General features: G+C 64.5%; 19 protein-coding genes. 10 read left to right on the forward strand and 9 right to left on the reverse strand.

Annotation, left to right across the window (positions count from 1 at the left end):
- Positions 1–167 precede the first annotated feature (167 nt).
- The 4 genes from TP2_RS01050 to TP2_RS01065 all read left to right on the forward strand — a co-directional run bounded on the left by TP2_RS01050 (position 168) and on the right by TP2_RS01065 (position 4,119).
- Positions 168–983 (forward strand): TIGR00282 family metallophosphoesterase, encoded by an 816-nt coding sequence (locus TP2_RS01050; protein WP_038072434.1) that lies wholly within the window; start codon positions 168–170, stop codon positions 981–983.
- Positions 984–1,138: 155 nt separating this feature from the next.
- On the forward strand, positions 1,139–2,917 hold the full coding sequence (locus TP2_RS01055) for an SLC13 family permease (protein WP_038072436.1): 1,779 nt from the start codon (positions 1,139–1,141) through the stop codon (positions 2,915–2,917).
- A gap of 11 nt (positions 2,918–2,928) precedes the next feature.
- Complete coding sequence (locus tag TP2_RS01060) at positions 2,929–3,303, forward strand: hypothetical protein (protein WP_038072438.1); 375 nt, start codon at positions 2,929–2,931, stop codon at positions 3,301–3,303.
- 75 nt (positions 3,304–3,378) lie between these two features.
- Positions 3,379–4,119: a YebC/PmpR family DNA-binding transcriptional regulator gene (locus TP2_RS01065; RefSeq protein ID WP_038072440.1), complete on the forward strand. Its 741-nt coding sequence runs from the start codon at positions 3,379–3,381 to the stop codon at positions 4,117–4,119.
- Between the two features lie 51 nt (positions 4,120–4,170).
- Here TP2_RS01065 and TP2_RS01070 read toward each other — a convergent pair whose 3' ends face one another.
- Positions 4,171–5,154, reverse strand: coding sequence for a hypothetical protein (locus TP2_RS01070; protein ID WP_038072442.1), 984 nt, complete (start codon positions 5,152–5,154; stop codon positions 4,171–4,173).
- Positions 5,155–5,353: 199 nt separating this feature from the next.
- Between TP2_RS01070 and TP2_RS01075 the strand changes: the two genes are divergently transcribed.
- Positions 5,354–5,782, forward strand: coding sequence for an FKBP-type peptidyl-prolyl cis-trans isomerase (locus TP2_RS01075; protein ID WP_038072444.1), 429 nt, complete (start codon positions 5,354–5,356; stop codon positions 5,780–5,782).
- A gap of 196 nt (positions 5,783–5,978) precedes the next feature.
- Entirely contained in the window at positions 5,979–6,752 is a 774-nt protein-coding gene (locus TP2_RS01080; protein WP_038072446.1) for a transglutaminase-like domain-containing protein, read from the forward strand.
- A gap of 10 nt (positions 6,753–6,762) precedes the next feature.
- Here the strand turns inward: TP2_RS01080 and TP2_RS01085 are convergent, their stop codons facing one another.
- From TP2_RS01085 to TP2_RS01100, 4 genes are all read right to left on the reverse strand, one after another.
- Complete coding sequence (locus TP2_RS01085; protein WP_038072448.1) at positions 6,763–7,098, reverse strand: cupin domain-containing protein; 336 nt, start codon at positions 7,096–7,098, stop codon at positions 6,763–6,765.
- A 54-nt stretch (positions 7,099–7,152) separates the two neighbouring features.
- Entirely contained in the window at positions 7,153–8,163 is a 1,011-nt protein-coding gene (locus TP2_RS01090) for a class I SAM-dependent DNA methyltransferase (protein ID WP_240473677.1), read from the reverse strand.
- Between the two features lie 80 nt (positions 8,164–8,243).
- Positions 8,244–8,942 carry a hypothetical protein gene (locus TP2_RS01095; protein WP_038072450.1) on the reverse strand — a complete coding sequence of 233 codons (699 nt, stop codon included), beginning with the start codon at positions 8,940–8,942 and terminating at the stop codon, positions 8,244–8,246.
- 87 nt (positions 8,943–9,029) lie between these two features.
- Positions 9,030–9,905, reverse strand: a complete 876-nt coding sequence (locus tag TP2_RS01100) for a LysR family transcriptional regulator ArgP (RefSeq protein WP_038072452.1) — start codon at positions 9,903–9,905, stop codon at positions 9,030–9,032.
- A gap of 94 nt (positions 9,906–9,999) precedes the next feature.
- On the opposite strand from TP2_RS01100, the gene TP2_RS01105 reads away from it, so the two are divergent.
- Both TP2_RS01105 and TP2_RS01110 read left to right on the forward strand, forming a co-directional pair.
- The gene (locus TP2_RS01105) at positions 10,000–10,605 is read left to right on the forward strand and encodes a LysE/ArgO family amino acid transporter (RefSeq protein ID WP_038072453.1); all 606 of its coding nucleotides are present in this window, start codon (positions 10,000–10,002) and stop codon (positions 10,603–10,605) included.
- A 53-nt stretch (positions 10,606–10,658) separates the two neighbouring features.
- Positions 10,659–11,564, forward strand: a complete 906-nt coding sequence (locus TP2_RS01110; RefSeq protein WP_038072454.1) for a DMT family transporter — start codon at positions 10,659–10,661, stop codon at positions 11,562–11,564.
- A gap of 115 nt (positions 11,565–11,679) precedes the next feature.
- Here the strand turns inward: TP2_RS01110 and choV are convergent, their stop codons facing one another.
- The 4 genes from choV to TP2_RS01130 all read right to left on the reverse strand — a co-directional run bounded on the left by choV (position 11,680) and on the right by TP2_RS01130 (position 15,153).
- Positions 11,680–12,720: a choline ABC transporter ATP-binding protein gene (choV, locus tag TP2_RS01115; RefSeq protein WP_038072455.1), complete on the reverse strand. Its 1,041-nt coding sequence runs from the start codon at positions 12,718–12,720 to the stop codon at positions 11,680–11,682.
- Positions 12,717–13,553: a choline ABC transporter permease subunit gene (choW, locus tag TP2_RS01120; RefSeq protein WP_038072457.1), complete on the reverse strand. Its 837-nt coding sequence runs from the start codon at positions 13,551–13,553 to the stop codon at positions 12,717–12,719. The genes choV and choW overlap by 4 nt, the downstream gene beginning before the upstream one ends.
- A complete protein-coding gene (locus tag TP2_RS01125; RefSeq protein WP_157617012.1) occupies positions 13,553–14,068 on the reverse strand; it encodes a hypothetical protein in 516 nt (171 codons plus the stop codon). The genes choW and TP2_RS01125 overlap by 1 nt, the downstream gene beginning before the upstream one ends.
- Before the next feature lie 140 nt (positions 14,069–14,208).
- Positions 14,209–15,153: a choline ABC transporter substrate-binding protein gene (locus TP2_RS01130; protein ID WP_038072462.1), complete on the reverse strand. Its 945-nt coding sequence runs from the start codon at positions 15,151–15,153 to the stop codon at positions 14,209–14,211.
- A gap of 114 nt (positions 15,154–15,267) precedes the next feature.
- Between TP2_RS01130 and betI the strand changes: the two genes are divergently transcribed.
- Both betI and betB read left to right on the forward strand, forming a co-directional pair.
- Positions 15,268–15,849 (forward strand): choline-binding transcriptional repressor BetI, encoded by a 582-nt coding sequence (gene betI, locus TP2_RS01135; protein ID WP_038072464.1) that lies wholly within the window; start codon positions 15,268–15,270, stop codon positions 15,847–15,849.
- Positions 15,846–17,297 carry a betaine-aldehyde dehydrogenase gene (gene betB / locus TP2_RS01140; protein WP_038072466.1) on the forward strand — a complete coding sequence of 484 codons (1,452 nt, stop codon included), beginning with the start codon at positions 15,846–15,848 and terminating at the stop codon, positions 17,295–17,297. The genes betI and betB overlap by 4 nt, the downstream gene beginning before the upstream one ends.
- Positions 17,298–17,310: the final 13 nt, after the last annotated feature.

The raw sequence follows: 17,310 nt of genomic DNA on the forward strand, positions 1-17,310 counted from the left end.
TCGCTTGCCCCCGTTCTAGGGCGCGCGCGCGCCAGAGCAAAGCCCGCAACCGACCCGCCCGGATGAGAAATCGTCATGATGATCTTGCGCAGGACACAGCTTGTCCCTGTCGTTCCCGTGATCAATCCCGTTGCCTTGCGCGCGCGCAGGCCCTAAACCCATGCGCCATGAAGATACTTTTCCTTGGCGATGTGATGGGCCGCGCGGGCCGCGCCGCGATCTCCGATCGCCTCCCGAAGCTGCGTGACGACTGGGGCCTCGATTTCGTCGTGGTCAATGGCGAGAACGCCTCGGGTGGCATGGGTCTGACCGGCGATCACGCGAAACTGCTGCTCCAGGCGGGCGCGGATGTGGTGACGCTGGGCGACCATGCGTTCGATCAGAAGGACATGATGCGTTTCATCGAGAGTGAGCCGCGCATCATCCGCCCGCTCAACTACGCCAAGGAAGCGCCGGGCAAGGGCGCGCGGGTGTTCTCGGATCGGCGCGGCCGCAAGGTGCTGGTGGCGCAGGTTCTGGGCAATGTGTTCATGAAACGCGCCTTTGACGACCCGTTCTCCGCCATCGAGGCCGAGCTGAAACGCTTCCCGCTGGGTGGCGCGGTGCAGGCGGCGCTGGTCGACATGCATTGCGAGGCGACCTCCGAGAAGATGGCGATGGGCCATTGGTGCGACGGGCGCGCCTCGGTCGTCGTGGGCACCCATACCCACGTTCCCACGGGCGATGCGCAGATCCTCGAAGGCGGCACGGCCTTCCTGTCGGATGCGGGCATGTGCGGGGATTACAACTCGGTGATCGGCATGGAAAAGGCCGAACCGATGCGCCGTTTCGTGACCGGCATGGCGAAGGAACGGTTCAGCCCCGCGCGCGGCGATGTCACGCTTTGCGGCTTCTATGTCGAGACCGACGACCGCTCGGGCCGCGCCAAGCGCTGTGAGGCGGTCCGCATCGGCGGGCGGCTCGCGCAGGCCAGCCCGATCTGATCGCGGCCCCCCGGACGAGCCCCGACCCCAAGCGCGACAAACCGCCCGAAAACCATGCATTTGCCCCCAAAAGCTCAGCCCGCCTCTCACGCCACGCTTGCCCGGGCGCGCAGCACTTGTAGTATCGGCCCGATGCGTCTGCACGAGCCTCATAGATGATCCAACTGCCCTTCAACGAAACCGGCATGGCCATTGTGGCGCTGTTGGTCGTGGCCTGGATGTTCGCGATGTTCATTCGCGAGACCTGGCCGCCCGAGGTCACCGCGATCGCGGGGGCCGCCCTGATGCTGGTCTTCGGGCTGACCCCTTACGAGAGCGCCTCGGCAGTGCTGGCGAACCCTGCGCCCTGGACCATCGCCTTCATGTTCCTGATCATGGGGGCGCTGGTGCGCACCGGCGCGCTCGACGCGATGACCCGCTATGCCGAGGCGCGCATCGACGACAATCCCAAGCTCACGATCCTCCTGATGTTCGTCATCACCATGCTGGCCAGCGCGGTGATGAACAACACGCCCGTCGTCGCGGTGATGATCCCGGTCTTCATTCAGGTCGCGCGCAAACTCAATATCTCGCCCTCGCGTTTCCTGATGCCGCTGAGCTACGTGACCGTGATGGGCGGCATGATCACCCTGATCGGCACCTCGACCAACATTCTCGTCGATGGCGTCGTGCGCACCCGTGGGATCGAGCCCTTCTCGATCTTCGAGATCGCACCGCTGGGCCTCGCGATCTGTCTTGTCGGCGGGGCCTTTATGATGCTCTTTGCGCGCCGTCTCATCCCTGAGCGTCAGTCGCTTTCCTTCCTGCTCGGCGATCGCCCGAAGATGAAATATTTCACCGAGGTCGCGATCCCCGAGGAAAGCGGCCTGATCGGTGAGAAGGTTCTCGAAACCGACACGTTCAAGCGCGAGGGCGTGCGCGTGATCGACGTGCTGCGCGGCGATGCCTCGCTCCGGCGCGATCTGCCCTCGGTCGAGCTGGAGGCGGGCGACCGCGTCGTGCTGCGCTCCGAAATGGAAGAGCTGCTCGGGATGCAGAAGAACCGTGACCTGCGCATGGTCGACAAGCTGTCCTCGGTGCGCACCGAGACGGTCGAAGTGCTGATCTCGCCCGGCTGCCGGATGATCGGGCAGCGTCTGGGCGACATGCGCCTGCGCCGCCGCTACGGCGTCTACGTGCTCGCAGCCCATCGCCGGAACCAGAATATCGGCCGCCAGCTCGACGATCTCGTGGTCGTGGTGGGCGATACGCTGCTGCTTGAAGGCGCGCCCGAGGATATCGCGCGCCTTGCCGCGGATATGGACCTTGTCGACGTGTCCAAACCGCAGGCCCGCGCCTATCGCCGCTCGCATATGCCCGCCGCCATCGGCGCGCTCGCGGCGGTGGTGATCCTCTCGGCGCTCGGCGTGGCGCCCATCCTTGCGCTCGCCATGGTCGCGGTCGCGGGTATCCTGATCCTGCGCTGCATCGACACCGACGAGGCCTTCACCTTCATCGAGGGCCGCCTGCTTGCGCTGATCTTCGCGATGCTCGTGGTGGGGACGGGGCTGGAACATTCGGGCGCGGTACAACTCATCGTGAGCGGCGTCGCGCCCTGGCTCCAGACCTTGCCCCCGCAAGCCGCGCTGATCGTGGTCTATTTCCTCGGCCTTTTCATGACGGAATTGCTGTCGAACAACGCGGTTGCGGTGATCTACACGCCGATCGCGATCTCGCTGGCGGCGGCGCTGGGGCTCGATCCGCGGCCCTTCGCGGTGGCGGTGATGTTCTCGGCCTCGGTGGCGTTCGCCACCCCGATCGGCTATCAGACTCACATGATGGTCTACGGGCCCGGCGGCTATAAATTCTCGGATTTCCTGCGTTTCGGGATCCCGATGGATATCGTGACCGGCCTCACCGCCTGCCTGCTGATCCCGCTGATCTGGCCCTTCTGAGGAGAAAGCCGATGCGTTTCGTCCTGATCCTGCCGCTTGCGCTGGCCGCATGTGCGCCCGGTGCGCGCGCGCCGTCCTGGCCCGACAAGGTGCACCTCACCGGCATGCGGATGGAGGTGTCGTTCAATGACGGAACGCTCTGCCAGACCGAGATCGAGGGCACGTTTTCCGGCACGCTGACCGACTGCCCCTATCCGATGAGCTACGAGGTGACCGGCTATAAACCGAGCTATCTGAGCACGGCTCCGGGTGGGGCGGGTGATCTGTTCGAACCCTATGCGAAGGTGCGTCTCACCACGCCCTCGGGGATGAGCTGGCGCTTCGAGACGCCCCAGCCGATCCCCACCAAGGATCAGGGCGCGGGCCAGCTCAAGCTGCCCGGCTGACCCATCGCGCTTGCAGCGCCCCCCCAAACCGCACTATATCGGGCGCGATTTCGCGATTATCCGACGGAGATACCCATGGCAGGCCATTCCAAATGGGCCAATATCCAGCACCGCAAAGGCAAGCAGGATGCGGCGCGCTCGAAGATGTTTTCCAAGCTCTCGAAGGAGATCACGGTCGCCGCGAAGATGGGTGACCCCGATCCCGAGAAAAACCCGCGTCTGCGTCTTGCCGTGAAGGCGGCCAAGTCGCAGTCGATGCCCAAGGACGTGATCGACCGCGCGATCAAGAAATCGCAGGCGGGCGAGGGCGACGACTATACCGAGATCCGTTACGAGGGCTACGGCCCGAACGGCATCGCGGTGATCGTCGAGGCGATGACCGACAACCTTAACCGCACCGCCTCCAACGTGCGCTCGACCTTCACCAAGAACGGCGGCAACCTCGGCACCACCGGCTCGGTGAGCTTCATGTTCGACCGCGTGGGTGAGATCACCTATCCGGCCTCCGTGGGCGATGCCGAGACCGTGCTGATGGCGGCGATCGAAGCCGGTGCCGAGGATGTGGAGAGCGACGAGGAAGGCCACTGGATCTACTGCCCGATGGAGAGCCTGTCGGAAGTGTCCGAAGCGCTCGAGGCCGCGCTCGGCGAAGCCGATGAGGCCAAGCTGATCTGGAAGCCCCAGAACCGCACCGAGGTCGACCTCGAGACCGCGCAGAAGCTGATGAAGCTGATCGACACGCTCGAAGACGATGACGACGTGCAGTCGGTCACCGCCAATTTCGACGTGCCCGAAGACGTCGCGGCGCAGCTGTAAGGCTTCGTGTTGGACGGAATGAAGAAAGCGCCCTACCGGGGCGCTTTCTGCTTACTTCACGATCCAAACCTCTTCGTCACTTTTCGGAAAGGTATCAGCTGCAAAGCTTATTTCTGATGAAATATAGCCACGTTGAACCCAAGCAAGTCCAGCCCAGAGCTTTCTCTTGTCAAGAACCCGCGCCTGGTGTGAGTAATCTAGAAGAGTTTTCTCGTTGTTCCCGTTTCCCCCTTTTTTCTCTAGGACGGGATAGTCGCAGGCTTTCCCGGCGAAAGCAGCTAGATCTTCGTTCGCGCCCTTGATGGTATCAAGTAGTTTCAATAACTCGTCTTCAGTAGAATTGCGAAAAGTCTGATGAATCTTGTAAATTTCTTGTACAAAGCCTCGGGTGAAGAACTTGAGATCAAGATGCTTTGCCTTCAATCTCTCAATTTCTCCACGGACGGTTTGCTTGATTTTTTTGGAATTCAGTAGATCGTCTATATTAAGCTTTGGGTTGATGGATATTCTGGAGCGCACTGGGGATTGGCTTTTTGGGTAACTTTCCCATTGGTTAGAGTGCGAGAAAGAAAGGCGGCCTAGCGGGGGGCGATGGTGTTGGGCGTGATTACGCAAGTAGTACATTACACGATACTCGAAACTCTCATTGTACACCTTCGAGAATTCTTTTCTTAGATCAATTTCTAAGTCACTGGAGATTTTTATTAGAGCATCAGCTCGCTGATGAATTTGCTCATCATAGGATCGCGAGGCAGTTAGAAACCCTACGAGCTTTAAATTTAGCTTCGGGCGGATATCTTCAAAAAGTCTATCAAGGTCCTCGCTGCGATCGGTGGAATAATAATATCTAATTGTCGCGCTCATCTGATATTCCTCAAGCTCGATGAAGGCGCTCGCAAATAGATCGAAATTATCTTCTACTTCCTGTATCAAATCAATTGCGGTGGCTGCATTTTTTAATTTCAGGTATTTGGTTTCTGAGATTTCAAGCGCCGCTCCTGTGAGCTCATCGCGTATAAAGTATTCCAGAGACATTTTTCCCTCAAAAAAAGACAAGTTCTAAACGGTCCACTCCGAACAGCTTTCTGTCAAGCGAGTTGGGTCGAACGATTTCATCCCGCCCCCCGGTTTACATTCCCGCCCGGAATTGCCAGCTTGGGGGATGAAACAACGAGCCACCCGCGCTGAACGCGGCCTCGGTAAATTCACGCTCTCCCCCGAAAGGATACTGACCATGACCCAGGCAAAGCCGGGCGATACGCTGCATCTTCACTATACCGGCAAGCTCGATGACGGTTCCGTCTTCGACAGCTCGCAAGGCCGCGAGCCGCTCGCTTTCACCCTCGGCTCGGGCCAGATCATCCCCGGTCTCGACAAGGGCGTGACCGGCATGGAAGTCGGCGAGAAGCGCACCGTGCGCTGCGAGCCCGAGGAGGCTTACGGCCCCCATCACCCCGAGCGCGTGCAGGCCGTCGACCGTGCCGCCGTGCCCGATCACATCCCGACCGAGCCGGGCACGCAGCTCCAGGTGCAGACCCAGGACGGCCAGACGGTGAATGTCGTGATCGCCGATGTGAACGACAAGGAACTGATCCTCGACGCCAATCACCCGCTTGCGGGTAAGGCGCTGACCTTCGACGTGGAACTGGTCAAGATCGGCTGATCTCTTGCCATTCGGCCTCGGGCGCGGGACCTCATAGCCGCGCCCGAGGCGCTCATGCCGGCCGCCGCGCAAGCACGTTCTCGCGCAAACGGCACCCTCCCGCTTCCGTCCGCCGCGCCTCTCTGTTAGGCGGCGCTCTTGAGCCCGGCCCTTGAACCCGGGTCCCCAGAGCCAGCCCCCGCCAGAAGGAGCCGCCATGCGCATTTCGATCGACGTGCAGATGACCTATCAGTTCAGCGCGCCCAACACGGTTGCGCTGGTGCTCGAGGCCGCCCATGCACCGGGGCAGGAGATCATCAGCGAGAACCTCGATCTTGGCGCTGCGACGCTCACCCGGATCGCGGGCGATTGCGATGTGGGGCAACGGATCTGGGCGCAGGTCGGGACCGAGATGCAGCTGCATTACCAGGCGCAGATCGACATCACGCGCCCCGCGCTCGACCTGACCCGAATGCAGGCCGCGCCGCTCTATGCGCTGCCCGCCGAGGCGGCGCCCTATATCCGTCCCTCGCGCTACGTCCAGTCCGACAAGTTCGTCGCCTTTGTCGGCAAGCGGTTCGCCGATCTGCAAGGCGGGGCGAAGGTGGCCGCGATCCGCGACTGGATCGAGAAGAACCTCTCTTATGTGCCGGGAGCCTCCGACAGCGACACCAATGTGCTCGAGACCTTCGCGGGCCGTCAGGGCGTGTGCCGCGACTACGCGCATCTCTTCTGCGCGATGGTGCGCGCGGCGCAAATCCCGGCGCGCATGGCCTCTTCCTACGGACCCGACGTGACGCCACAGGATTTCCACGCCGTGGCCGAGGTCTGGCTCGATGGTGGCTGGCATCTCGTCGATGCGACGGGGATGTGCGCGCCCGACACGATGGCGCTGATCGCGGTGGGGCGCGACGCCTATGACGTGGCTTTCATGGAATCGCAGGCGCCTGCGACGCTGATCAACCAGAGCGTCTCGGTGATCCGCGCCTGAGCGCCGCGCCTCAGGTCTTCAGCTTGTAGCGATCGGCCTCTTCGAAAACGTCGATCGCCTTCGTGCCCGCCTTGAGCCGCGCCGAATGCACCGTGCCCGCCGGGATGTCATAGCTTTCGCCGGGGCGGTAAAGGCGGGTTTCACCGCCGATGGTCAACTCCGCCTCGCCTTCGATCACCGTGCCCCATTGGCCTCCATGGGCATGGGGCGGCAGTTCGAAATCGGTGAGGAAATGCAAGAACACGACCAACCCGGCCTCGGAGCGGATCGCGTGACTGCGCACCTGATCCTCCGGAAAGGGCAGGTCGAGCGCGGGGAAGGACTGAATGAAATCGGGTAGGTCCATTGGGCGTCTCTCCTCCTTACAGGCGCGTGTCGGCTTTGGGCGCAACCTGCGCCCTCAATGATGCGCCTCGACTATGCCCTTCGCACCTTGCCCGCGCAATGCGCCCTCTCGGTCCTCGAGCGCGCGCGTGTCTCCCGAAAGCAGCCCCTGCGCTTCGCCCGATTTGCGGGCCTGCACCACCAGTCCCTCGATCGGCGCACCCCGGTCGCGGCGCAGCACGGCACGGCGGATGCGGGTCTCGAACCCGGCTTCGGTGAGAAGCGCATTCAGATGCGTCTCGGCATGGGCATAGCGGCGGCTTTCGCGCAGCACATAGGCCTCGGCGCCGTCATGCGCCTCGACGGTGAAGGCGAACCGCCCGCCCGGCACGAGCGCGGCCGCAACCCAACCCACGATCTGTTCGAGCGCACCGAGATAGGCGAAGACATCGGCCGCCGTGATCAGGTCCCATGCTTCGAAAGCCGGTTCCAGCGCCGAGAGATCGCGCTTCTCCAACCGATCATAGATCCCCTTCGCCTCGGCCTCGCGCAGCATCTCGGCGGAGATGTCCCAGCCTTCCAGCCATGCGGCGCCCTCGCGCAGTTCCACCCCCATCAGCCCGGTCCCGCAGCCCAGATCGAGCACCCGCCCGAAGGGCTGCACCAGCTCCGCCACCAGCAATTGCGGTGCGCGGTAATCGAGCTTCTCGACCAGGGCCTCTTCGAAGCCCGGCGCATATTGGTCAAACAGCGTCTCGACAAAGGCCGAGGGCATCGCATCGGCCAGCGAGCGATCGCGCAACAGATCGCGCCGCAGGCTCGCGCCCAGCCGGTCCGCCGGATCGGCCGCAATCGCCGCCTCGAAGGCCTCCGCCGCGCCGTCGAGCCCCGCCTCGGCCCGGATCTCGCCCAGCCGGAACCAGCCCGCGGCCCATCCCGGTACCAGCTCCAGCGCCTGCGCGTAAAGTTCGCTCGCGGCGGCCGGATCGTCCGGCAGCAGGGCTTCGGCATAATCGGCACGGCGGTCGGCGATCAGATCGCCGGAAGACATCAGAACGGGAATCATCGCGATTTCGGAAGAAGACACGGGACCAGTCTGCCCGCGAGCGCGATCTACGCGCTTTTTGCGTTCGGTCAAGAGGCTTGGTGCGTCCGGCCTGCGCGCGCTCAGGCAGGCGGGTTGCTCTGGCGCAGCCGATAGTCGGCCAGATCGCCCTGCGCGGTGACATCGAGCGCATCGAGCAGGGCAGGCAGGACGGTGCCGTCGCGCGCGACGGCTGCGTCGAAATCGATGCGTCGCACGGGCCCAAACGCTTCCCTGAACGACATGATCGCAGCAGGGTCGAAGTACCAGTCGCCGCGAATGTCATTCGTTCCGGTGCCGAAGGGTTCCGTCATCTGGGCCGCGAAGCGCTGCAATTCGTTCTCCCAGCTCGCGCGCCAATCCGCTTCGTTGCGAAAGCAAATTACGGGTACGATTTCGAGGTCGAGCTTGGCGAAGACCTTGCGCAGCCGTGCGGCTTCTTCAGGCTCGCGCGCGAAACACAGCGCTTCGGCGCTCAGGACCGCGCGCCCGTCCCGTGGCAACGCCTTGAGCTGGCGTCGGATCTCGGCACGATAGAGAAACGCGCGCATCGAGCCCGCTTTGGGCATCGCCCCGGTCATCCGCGCAACGGTTTGCAGCCCGTCCCGCAGGATACCATGCGCAAATCCGAGGCAGACCGCGATTTCGCCCTGTTTCTTGTGCACCTCGGTGAGGACCGTCAGCCCCTGCGCCTGCAACGTGTCCCGGTGATCGCGCAGATAGGCCTGCAGCGAGGTCGTGCCGGTCTTATGAGTGCCAACGTGAAGATAGAGCCTGCGCAAGGGGATCGTGCCTCTCGATGCGATAATTCCCCGATTTCGGGAGCTTTGCGCGACGCTCCCATGTCAAGGAAGCGGGATCAAGCCCCGTTATGGGCCGAGGCCCGGCCCGCTCAGCAAGACGTCTTTCGCCGCCTTTCGCACCGCGCGCCCAAGCGGCCCGAGCGGTGTCTTCAGCCGCCGCTGGCTCTGCCAATGCAGCGGCACGTCGATCGGCGCGGGACCCAGCGCCTCGAGCGCGCCCGAGGCCAGATGATCGCGCACCAGCACCTCCGGGTTCAGCCCCCAGCCCATGCCGCGCAAGCTCGCCTCGACGAACGCTTCGGTCGACGCGATGCGATGCGCGCGCAGGCTCACCGGCCCGCCCGCGATCTGTGCGGCCCAGGCGTCCTGCAGCCGGTCCTTGGCGTTGAATTGCAGCGCCGGGGCGGCGCGCAGGCTCTCGCGGTTGATCCCTGTGCGGAAATGGCGCGCGACGAAAGCGGGACTCGCCGTCGCGACATAGCGCAGCCGCCCCAGCGCCACCGTATCGCAGCCCGCGACGGGGCCCGGATCTGAGGTGATCGCCGCGACCACATCGCCGCGCCGCAGCCAGTCGGCGGAATGGTCCTGATCGTCGATCACCAGATCGAACAGCGCGCCCTCGATCTCGGCCAGCGCCGGCAGCACCCAGGTCGCGAGACTGTCCGCGTTCACCGCGATCCGCAGAACGGGTGGCGCGTCCGTCGGGCTTAGCGCCGCCTCCATCACCGCCACTTCGCGCAGATGCCGGATCAGCCTCGCGCCCTCCTCGGTCACCCGGCAGGGCGCGCCCCGGATCACCAGCACAGTGCCCATCCGCTCTTCCAGCGTGCGGATGCGTTGCGAGATCGCCGGTTGCGAAACCCCGATCCGCGCGGCGGCGGTCTCGAACGATCCGGTATCGGCGACGGCGGCGAGGGCCTCTAAGGCGGGATAGTCCAGCATAAGGTCAGCTTATCCAGAATAAGATTAAATAAGTTGAGCTTATCCGGTCGCTGCGCCACAGAGAAGCCCGTCCGCAACCGCGAGAAGGTGAGAGATGCTGCCATTCTGGTCCGGATTGAAACTTGGCCTCGGGCTGATCGTCGCGATCGGCGCGCAGAATGCCTTCGTGCTGCGTCAGGGGCTGCGGCGCGAACATGTCTTCGCGGTCGCGCTGTTCTGCGCGCTCTCGGATGCGGTGCTGATCGCGCTGGGCGTCTCGGGTTTCGCCGCCGCCTCCACCGCGCTGCCCTGGCTGCCCGAGCTGTTGCGCTGGGGCGGGGTCGCGTTTCTCGGCTGGTATGCGATCCGCTCGCTGATCGCGGCGATCCGGGGCGGTGAGCATCTCGAGGCGAGTTCCGGCAGCGCGCCAAGCTTGCGCGCGGTGCTGCTGACCGTCGCGGCCTTCACCTGGGCCAATCCGCATGTCTGGCTCGATACGGTGGTGCTGCTGGGTGCGGTCTCGGCGCAGTTCCCGGGGCAGGGGGTCGCTTTCGCGTCAGGCGCAATCGTGGCCTCGTTTCTGTTTTTCTTTTCCTTGGCTTACGGTGCGCGTCTGCTCGCGCCCCTGTTCGCGAAACCCGCAGCCTGGCGGGTGCTCGATGCGCTGATCGCGGTGGTCATGGGCTCGATCGCGTGGAAGCTCGCCGCAGGCGCATTATAACCGATACAAGACGCCGCTTGCACAAACCCGCGACAGCGCGTCCAAGAGGGGCCATGAGCGCGCGAGAAAAACCCAACAAACCTCTGGTCGGCATCCTGTGGATGCTCGCCACCACGGCCTGTTTCGTGGCGGTGAACATCATCGTGCACTGGCTGGGCGATCAGGTGCCCGCCGCGCAATCGGCCTTCGTGCGCTTCCTCTGGGGGCTGATCTTCTTTGCCCCGGCGCTGGCGCGCATCCTGCGACAGAGTTTTCCCCGCGAGGTCTGGGCGCTCTTCGGGCTGCGCGGGCTTCTGCATGCGGTGGCGGTGGGGCTGTGGTTCTACGCCATGAGCAATATCCCGATCGCCGATGTCACCGCGATCAACTATCTCAACCCGATCGTGGTCACGGTGGGCGGGGCGCTTCTTCTGGGCGAGGGGCTCGCGTGGCGGCGCATCACCGCCGTTATCGTGGCGCTGCTGGGGGCGCTGATCATCCTGCGGCCCGGCATGCGCGAGATCGAGCCTGGCCATGTCGCCCAGCTTGGCGCGGCGCTGTTCTTCGGTGGGGCCTATCTCGCGGCGAAGAAGCTCACCGATTACGTGCCCGCGGGTACGGTGGTGGCGATGATGACGCTGGTGGTGACGGTGGCGCTCGCGCCGGTCGCGATCTGGCAATGGCAGCCGATCTCGCTGTCCGAGACGCTCTGGCTCGGCGCGGTGGCGGTTTTCGCCACGGGCGGGCATTACTGCATGACCCGCGCCTTTGCCGCCGCCCCGGTGACGGTGACGCAGCCGGTGATCTTCTTGCAGCTGGTCTGGGCCGCGATCGCGGGCTGGACGATTTTCGACGAAAAACCGGATCCTTACGTCATTCTCGGCGGCGCGATCATCATCGCATCTGTCAGCTACATGACCTGGCGCGAGGCGCAGCTCAAGCGCCGCGTCACCCCGCCCGCCCCGGCCACCAAGATCTGAGAAGGGCGCGTCCTGTGGCAGGCTTGGGACGCTCCGCGGGGGATATTTGAAGCAGTTGGAAGGGGCGGTGCGGCCTGTCTTCCAACTGCTCCAAGTATCCCCGCCGGAGGCATCTTCAGTTCACGCCCGCGCTGCCCTGCGGGTCGATGAGCCGCGTGATGACGCCTTCGCGGGTCACGACGCGGCCATCGCTGAGCGGCACCGCCGCCTCATGGCGCAGCCGTTCCATCACCTCGCGCACCGGCGCATCGGCGGGCATCGGCGCGCCGGTGGCGGCACCGATGGGCGTTCCGGGCGGATCAGCGAGGTCTTCGGCGGTGAGCACGCCGAGCGGGTTCATATGGGCCACGAAATCGGCCACATAGCCGTTCGCGGGCTTGGCGATGATGTCGCGCGCGGTGCCGCATTGGACGATGCGGCCGCCCTCCATCAGCGCGATCCGGTTGCCGATCTTGAACGCCTCGTCGAGGTCGTGGCTGACGAAGATGATCGTGCGCTTGAGCTTGGCTTGCAGCTCCAGCAGCTCGTCTTGCAGCTTGGTGCGGATCAGCGGGTCGAGGGCCGAGAAGGGTTCGTCCATCAGCAGGATCGGCGCGTCGGTGGCAAACGCCCGGGCGAGCCCCACGCGCTGCTGCATGCCGCCCGAAAGCTCGGCCACCTGCCGTTCGGCCCAGTCGGAAAGGCCGACCAGCTCCAGCTGCGCATCGACCTTCTCGCGGCGTTCCGCCTTGCTCATCCCCGCCAGTTCGAGGCCGAGGCCCACATTCTCGCGCACGGTGCGCCAGGGCAGCAGGCCGAATTGCTGGAATACCATCGCGATCTTGGTCAGGCGCATCCGGCGCAGGGTGGCCGGGTCGCCATGGGTGACATCGACGAGGCCCTGTCCGTCATGCACCTCGACCTTGCCGCGGCAGACTGGGTTGAGCCCGTTGACCGCGCGCAGGAGCGTCGATTTGCCCGATCCCGAGAGGCCCATGAGCACGAGGATCTCGCCCTCGGGCACCTCGACCGAGCAGTCATGCACGCCGAGCACCTGGCCCGTGCGCTCCTGAATCTCGGGGCGGGTGAGGCCTTCATCCATCAGGGGCAGGGCCTCTTGCGGGTCGTCGCCGAAGACGATGGAAACATTGTCGAATTTGACGGCAGTTTTGGTCATTTCGAGCCTCCCCGGCGGAGCATGCGGTCGAGGATGATCGCGACGACGACGATGACGAAGCCGGATTCGAACCCGAGCGCGGTGTTGACGGTGTTGAGCGCGCGCACGACCGGCACGCCGAGGCCATCGGCGCCCACCAGCGCGGCCACCACGACCATCGACAGCGACAACATGATCGTCTGGTTCAGCCCCGCCATGATCTGCGGCGTGGCATAGGGCAGCTCGACCTTCCACAGCAGCTGGCTTTTGGTGGCGCCGAAGGATTGGGCGGCCTCGGTCAGCGTGTCGGGGGTCGAGGAGACGCCCAGATGGGTCAGGCGGATCGGGGCGGGCAGCACGAAGATCACGGTGGCGATCAGGCCGGGCACCATGCCGATGCCGAAGAACACGATCGCAGGGATCAGGTAAACGAAGGCCGGGAGCGTCTGCATCAGGTCCAGCACCGGCTGCATCACCGCGTAAAGGCGCGGGCGGTGCGCGGCGGCGATCCCGATCGGCACGCCGAGCCCCATGCACACGACGCAGGCGGCGATCACGAGGGTGAGGCTTTCGGTCGTCTCCTCCCAATAGCCCTGATTGAGGATGAAGAGGAAGCCGACAATCACCAGAAGCGCGATTTGCCAGCTGCGTTGCAGCAGATAGGCCAGGCCCGCGAAGGCTGCGATCACGACGAAGGCGGGCGGGGATTGCAGCACCCAGAGCGTCGCGTCGATCAGCGCCTGCAGCGCCACCGAGAGCGCGTCAAACAGGGGGGAGGCGTGGTCTTGCAGCCAGTCGATCACGACTTTGGCCGTCTTGCCCACGGGGATCTTGGTGTCGGTCAACCAGTCCATCACTGTCCTTCTTGTTTTGCTTTCGGCTTGCGCGCCGCGATCTGGTCGAAGGCGACCTGACCCACGGGTTTGCCGGTCTCGGGGTCGATCTTGGTCGTGCGGATGACGAGGCCGAGATCGGGCGCGTATTCTTTCAGGATATGCGAGGTGAGCTTGCCCATCGCGATGTCTTCGGAGACCTGCGTGACCGCGTAGGTGCAATCGCCAATGGCGAGCTTGCCTTCGCCGATGACCTCGTAGTTTGCCTCGCCGGTGGCTTTCACCTCATCGCCGATGATGAGGGCGACCGAACCGGTCCAGCCCTTGGCGCTCAGCAGGTCCTCGACGCTGGGCGTCTCGGCATAGCGCAGCTCGAAGCTCGCGCCGCCGCCTTCCTGCTTGGTCACGATCAGCGGGTTGGCATAGGTCTCGCGCTGGGGCGGGCGGCTCAGCGCCGGGTCGTCGGCGCGGTAGGAAACCAGCGTGCCGTCTTCGTAGCGATAGGCGATCGCCATGCGCGGGGAGGTGCGGCTCATCTGCACGCCGGTTGCCATCAGATCGGCACGGGTCGGGCAGGTGGAGGGGGCAGGGCGTTCGTCCGCTGCGCGCGCTGCGAGCGGAACGAGAAACGCGCAGGCCAAAGAGGCCCACGCGCAGGTTTTCAGGGGCACAGCGCTCACGAGTTCAGCGCTTTTTCGACCGCTTCACGCGCGTCGCCGCCATCTTTCGTGGTCACGCCTTCGAGCCAGGCTTCCCAGGTCGCGGGATGGGCCTTCAGCCACTCTTTCGCGGCGGCTTTCGGGTCCTCGCCATCGTCGAGGATCTTGCCCATGATCTCGTTTTCCATCTGCAGCGTGAAGGTCAGGTTCGACACCAGCTTGCCCGGGTTCGGGCAGTCGGCGACATAGCCCTTGCGCACGTTGGTCATGACCTCGGCGCCACCAAAGTCCGGGCCGAAATAGTCGTCACCGCCCGACAGGTAGGTGATGTCGAAATTCGAGTTCATCGGGTGGGGTTCCCAGGCGAGGAAGATGATCGGCTTGTCGGCCTTGTCGGCGCGCGCGACCTGCGCGAGCATGCCCTGCTCGGAGCTTTCCTTGAGGGTGAAGTCCTTTAGGCCGAACGCGTCCTTCTGGATCATGTCGAGGATCAGCGCGTTGCCGTCATTGCCCGGCTCGATGCCGTAGATCTGGCCGTCGAGCTCATCGGCGTGCTTGGCGATGTCGGAGAAATCCTTGATGCCGAGCTTGGCGCCCACGGCATTGGTGGCCAGCGTGTATTTCGCGCCGGTCAGGTTCACGCCGAGCGTCTCGACGGTGCCGTCCTTGGTGTAGGGCTCGATATTGGCGGCCATCGAGGGCATCCAGTTGCCCAGGAACACATCCACATCGCCTTTCGACAGCGCCTCATAGGTCACCGGAACCGAGAGAACCTTGGTGTCGGTCTCGTAGCCGAGCGCTTCGAGGATCGTCGTCGCGACCGCGGTGGTCGAGGTGATGTCGGTCCAGCCGACATCGGAGAAGGTCACTTTCGAGCAATCGGCAGCCTGCGCCGGTGCGCTGGCCGCGAAGCCGAGCGAGAGCGCGGCCCCCAGTGCGAGAAGGGTGGAACGGAACTGCATATTTTTCTCCCTGTCACAGCGTCATGAAACCGCATGATGCGGTTATTGATTGACGAGTCAATAAACATGTTTTAGCCCGACATTCAAGAAAGCCACCCGAAGGAGGCCGACACGATGCCCAAGCTTGGAGCAGAGCCTATACGCCGCGCTGCCTTGGTGAAAGCCACCATTGAGACAGTGGGCGCTGCCGGATCGCTCGATGTGACGGTCGCGCAGATCGCGCGGCGCGCGGGCATGTCCTCGGCGCTCGCGCATCATTATTTCGGCTCGAAAGAGCAGATTTTCCTCGCTGCGATGCGCTCGATCCTGTCGATCTACGGCGCGGAGGTGCGCGGCGCGCTGTCGACCGCGCGCAATCCGCGCGACCGGGTTCGCGCAGTTGTGATGGGGTCTTTCGCCTCCGGGTCGTTCCGGCATGAGGCGATCGCGGCCTGGCTGAACTTCTACGTGCTGGCGCAGTCGAGCGCCGAGGCGCGCCGTCTGCTGCATGTCTATCAGCGCCGGATGCGCTCGAACCTGCTTTACGGGCTGCGCCCGCTAGTGGGCGAGCGCGCGGGCCCCGTGGCCGAGGGTTTGGGCGCGCTGATCGACGGGGTCTATATCCGCGCCGCGCTTGTCTCGGGCGAGCCTGACCGGCAGGCGGCCTGCGATCTGGTGCTGGCGCATCTGGAAAAAGAATTGGAGTGCAAGAAATGAGAGCGCAACCGAAAGCGAGCCATTTCGTCAATGGCGATTGGATGGAAGATGACGCGGGCGAGCCGCTGATCGTCACCTATCCCGGCACCGGTGAGGTCATCGCGAGGCTGCACGCCGCGACCCCTGCGGTGATCGACGCCGCGATTTCGGGTGCGGTTGAGGCGCAGAAGGCCTGGGCCGCGCTGCGCCCGGTCGAGCGCGGCCGGATCCTGATGCGCGCCGTCGCGATCATCCGTGAGCGGGGCGAAGAGCTGGCGCAGCTGGAGACGCTTGATACCGGCAAGCCGATTCAGGAGACGCGCGAGGCGGACTGGCCCTCGGGCGCCGATGCGCTGGAATATTTCGCGGGGCTCGCGCCGACGCTCACCGGCGAGACGATCCCGCTGGGCGGTGATTTCGCCTATACGATCCGCGAGCCGCTGGGCGTCTGCGCGGGGATCGGCGCGTGGAATTATCCCTCCCAGATCGCCTGCTGGAAATCGGCGCCGGCGTTGTCGACCGGCAATGCGATGGTGTTCAAACCCTCCGAGATGACGCCGCTTGGCGCGTTGAAACTGGCCGAGATTTTCATCGAGGCCGGGATGCCTGCGGGCGTGTTCAACGTGGTGCAGGGCTTTGGGCCGGTGGGCGCGGCGCTCTCGACCGATCCGCGGATTGCGAAAGTGTCGCTGACGGGCTCGGTGCCGACGGGCGCGCGGGTGTATCAGGCGGCGGCAAGCGGCATGAAGCATGTGACGATGGAGCTGGGGGGCAAATCCCCGCTGATCGTCTTCGACGACGCGGATCTGGAAAGCGCGATCGGGGCGGCGATGCTGGGGAATTTCTATTCCTCGGGTCAGATCTGTTCGAACGGGACGCGGGTTTTCGTGCAGAAGGGCATCAAGGAGGCGTTCCTCGCGCGGCTGAAAGAGCGCACCGAGGCCATCGTCGCGGGCGATCCGCTGAAGGATGAGACGCAGTTCGGCCCGCTCATTTCGGCGGCGCAGTTCGACAAGGTGATGTCCTATATCGACAGCGCCAAGGCTGAAGGCGCGCGGCTGGTCTGCGGTGGGTCTGCGGGCAATGAGGGACCGTTGTTCGTGCAGCCCACGGTCTTTGCCGATGTGACCGACGCGATGACCATCGCGCGCGAGGAGATCTTTGGCCCGGTGATGTCGGTGCTGGAGTTCGAGACCGAAGACGAGGTCATCGCGCGGGCCAATGACACGCAGTTCGGCCTCGCCGCCGGGGTCTTCACCGGCGATCTGGCGCGTGGGCATCGGGTGATCGGCCAGCTGCAGGCGGGCACGACCTGGATCAACGCCTATAACCTGACGCCGGTCGAGATGCCGTTCGGCGCCGTGAAGCAGTCGGGCTTCGGGCGCGAGAACTCCCGCGCGGCGGTGGAGCACTACACGCAGCTCAAGTCGGTCTATGTGGGCATGGGGCCGGTCGAGAGCCCTTACTGAAGGTGCGGGCCGC

The organism is Thioclava pacifica DSM 10166 (assembly GCF_000714535.1).
Lineage (GTDB): Bacteria > Pseudomonadota > Alphaproteobacteria > Rhodobacterales > Rhodobacteraceae > Thioclava > Thioclava pacifica.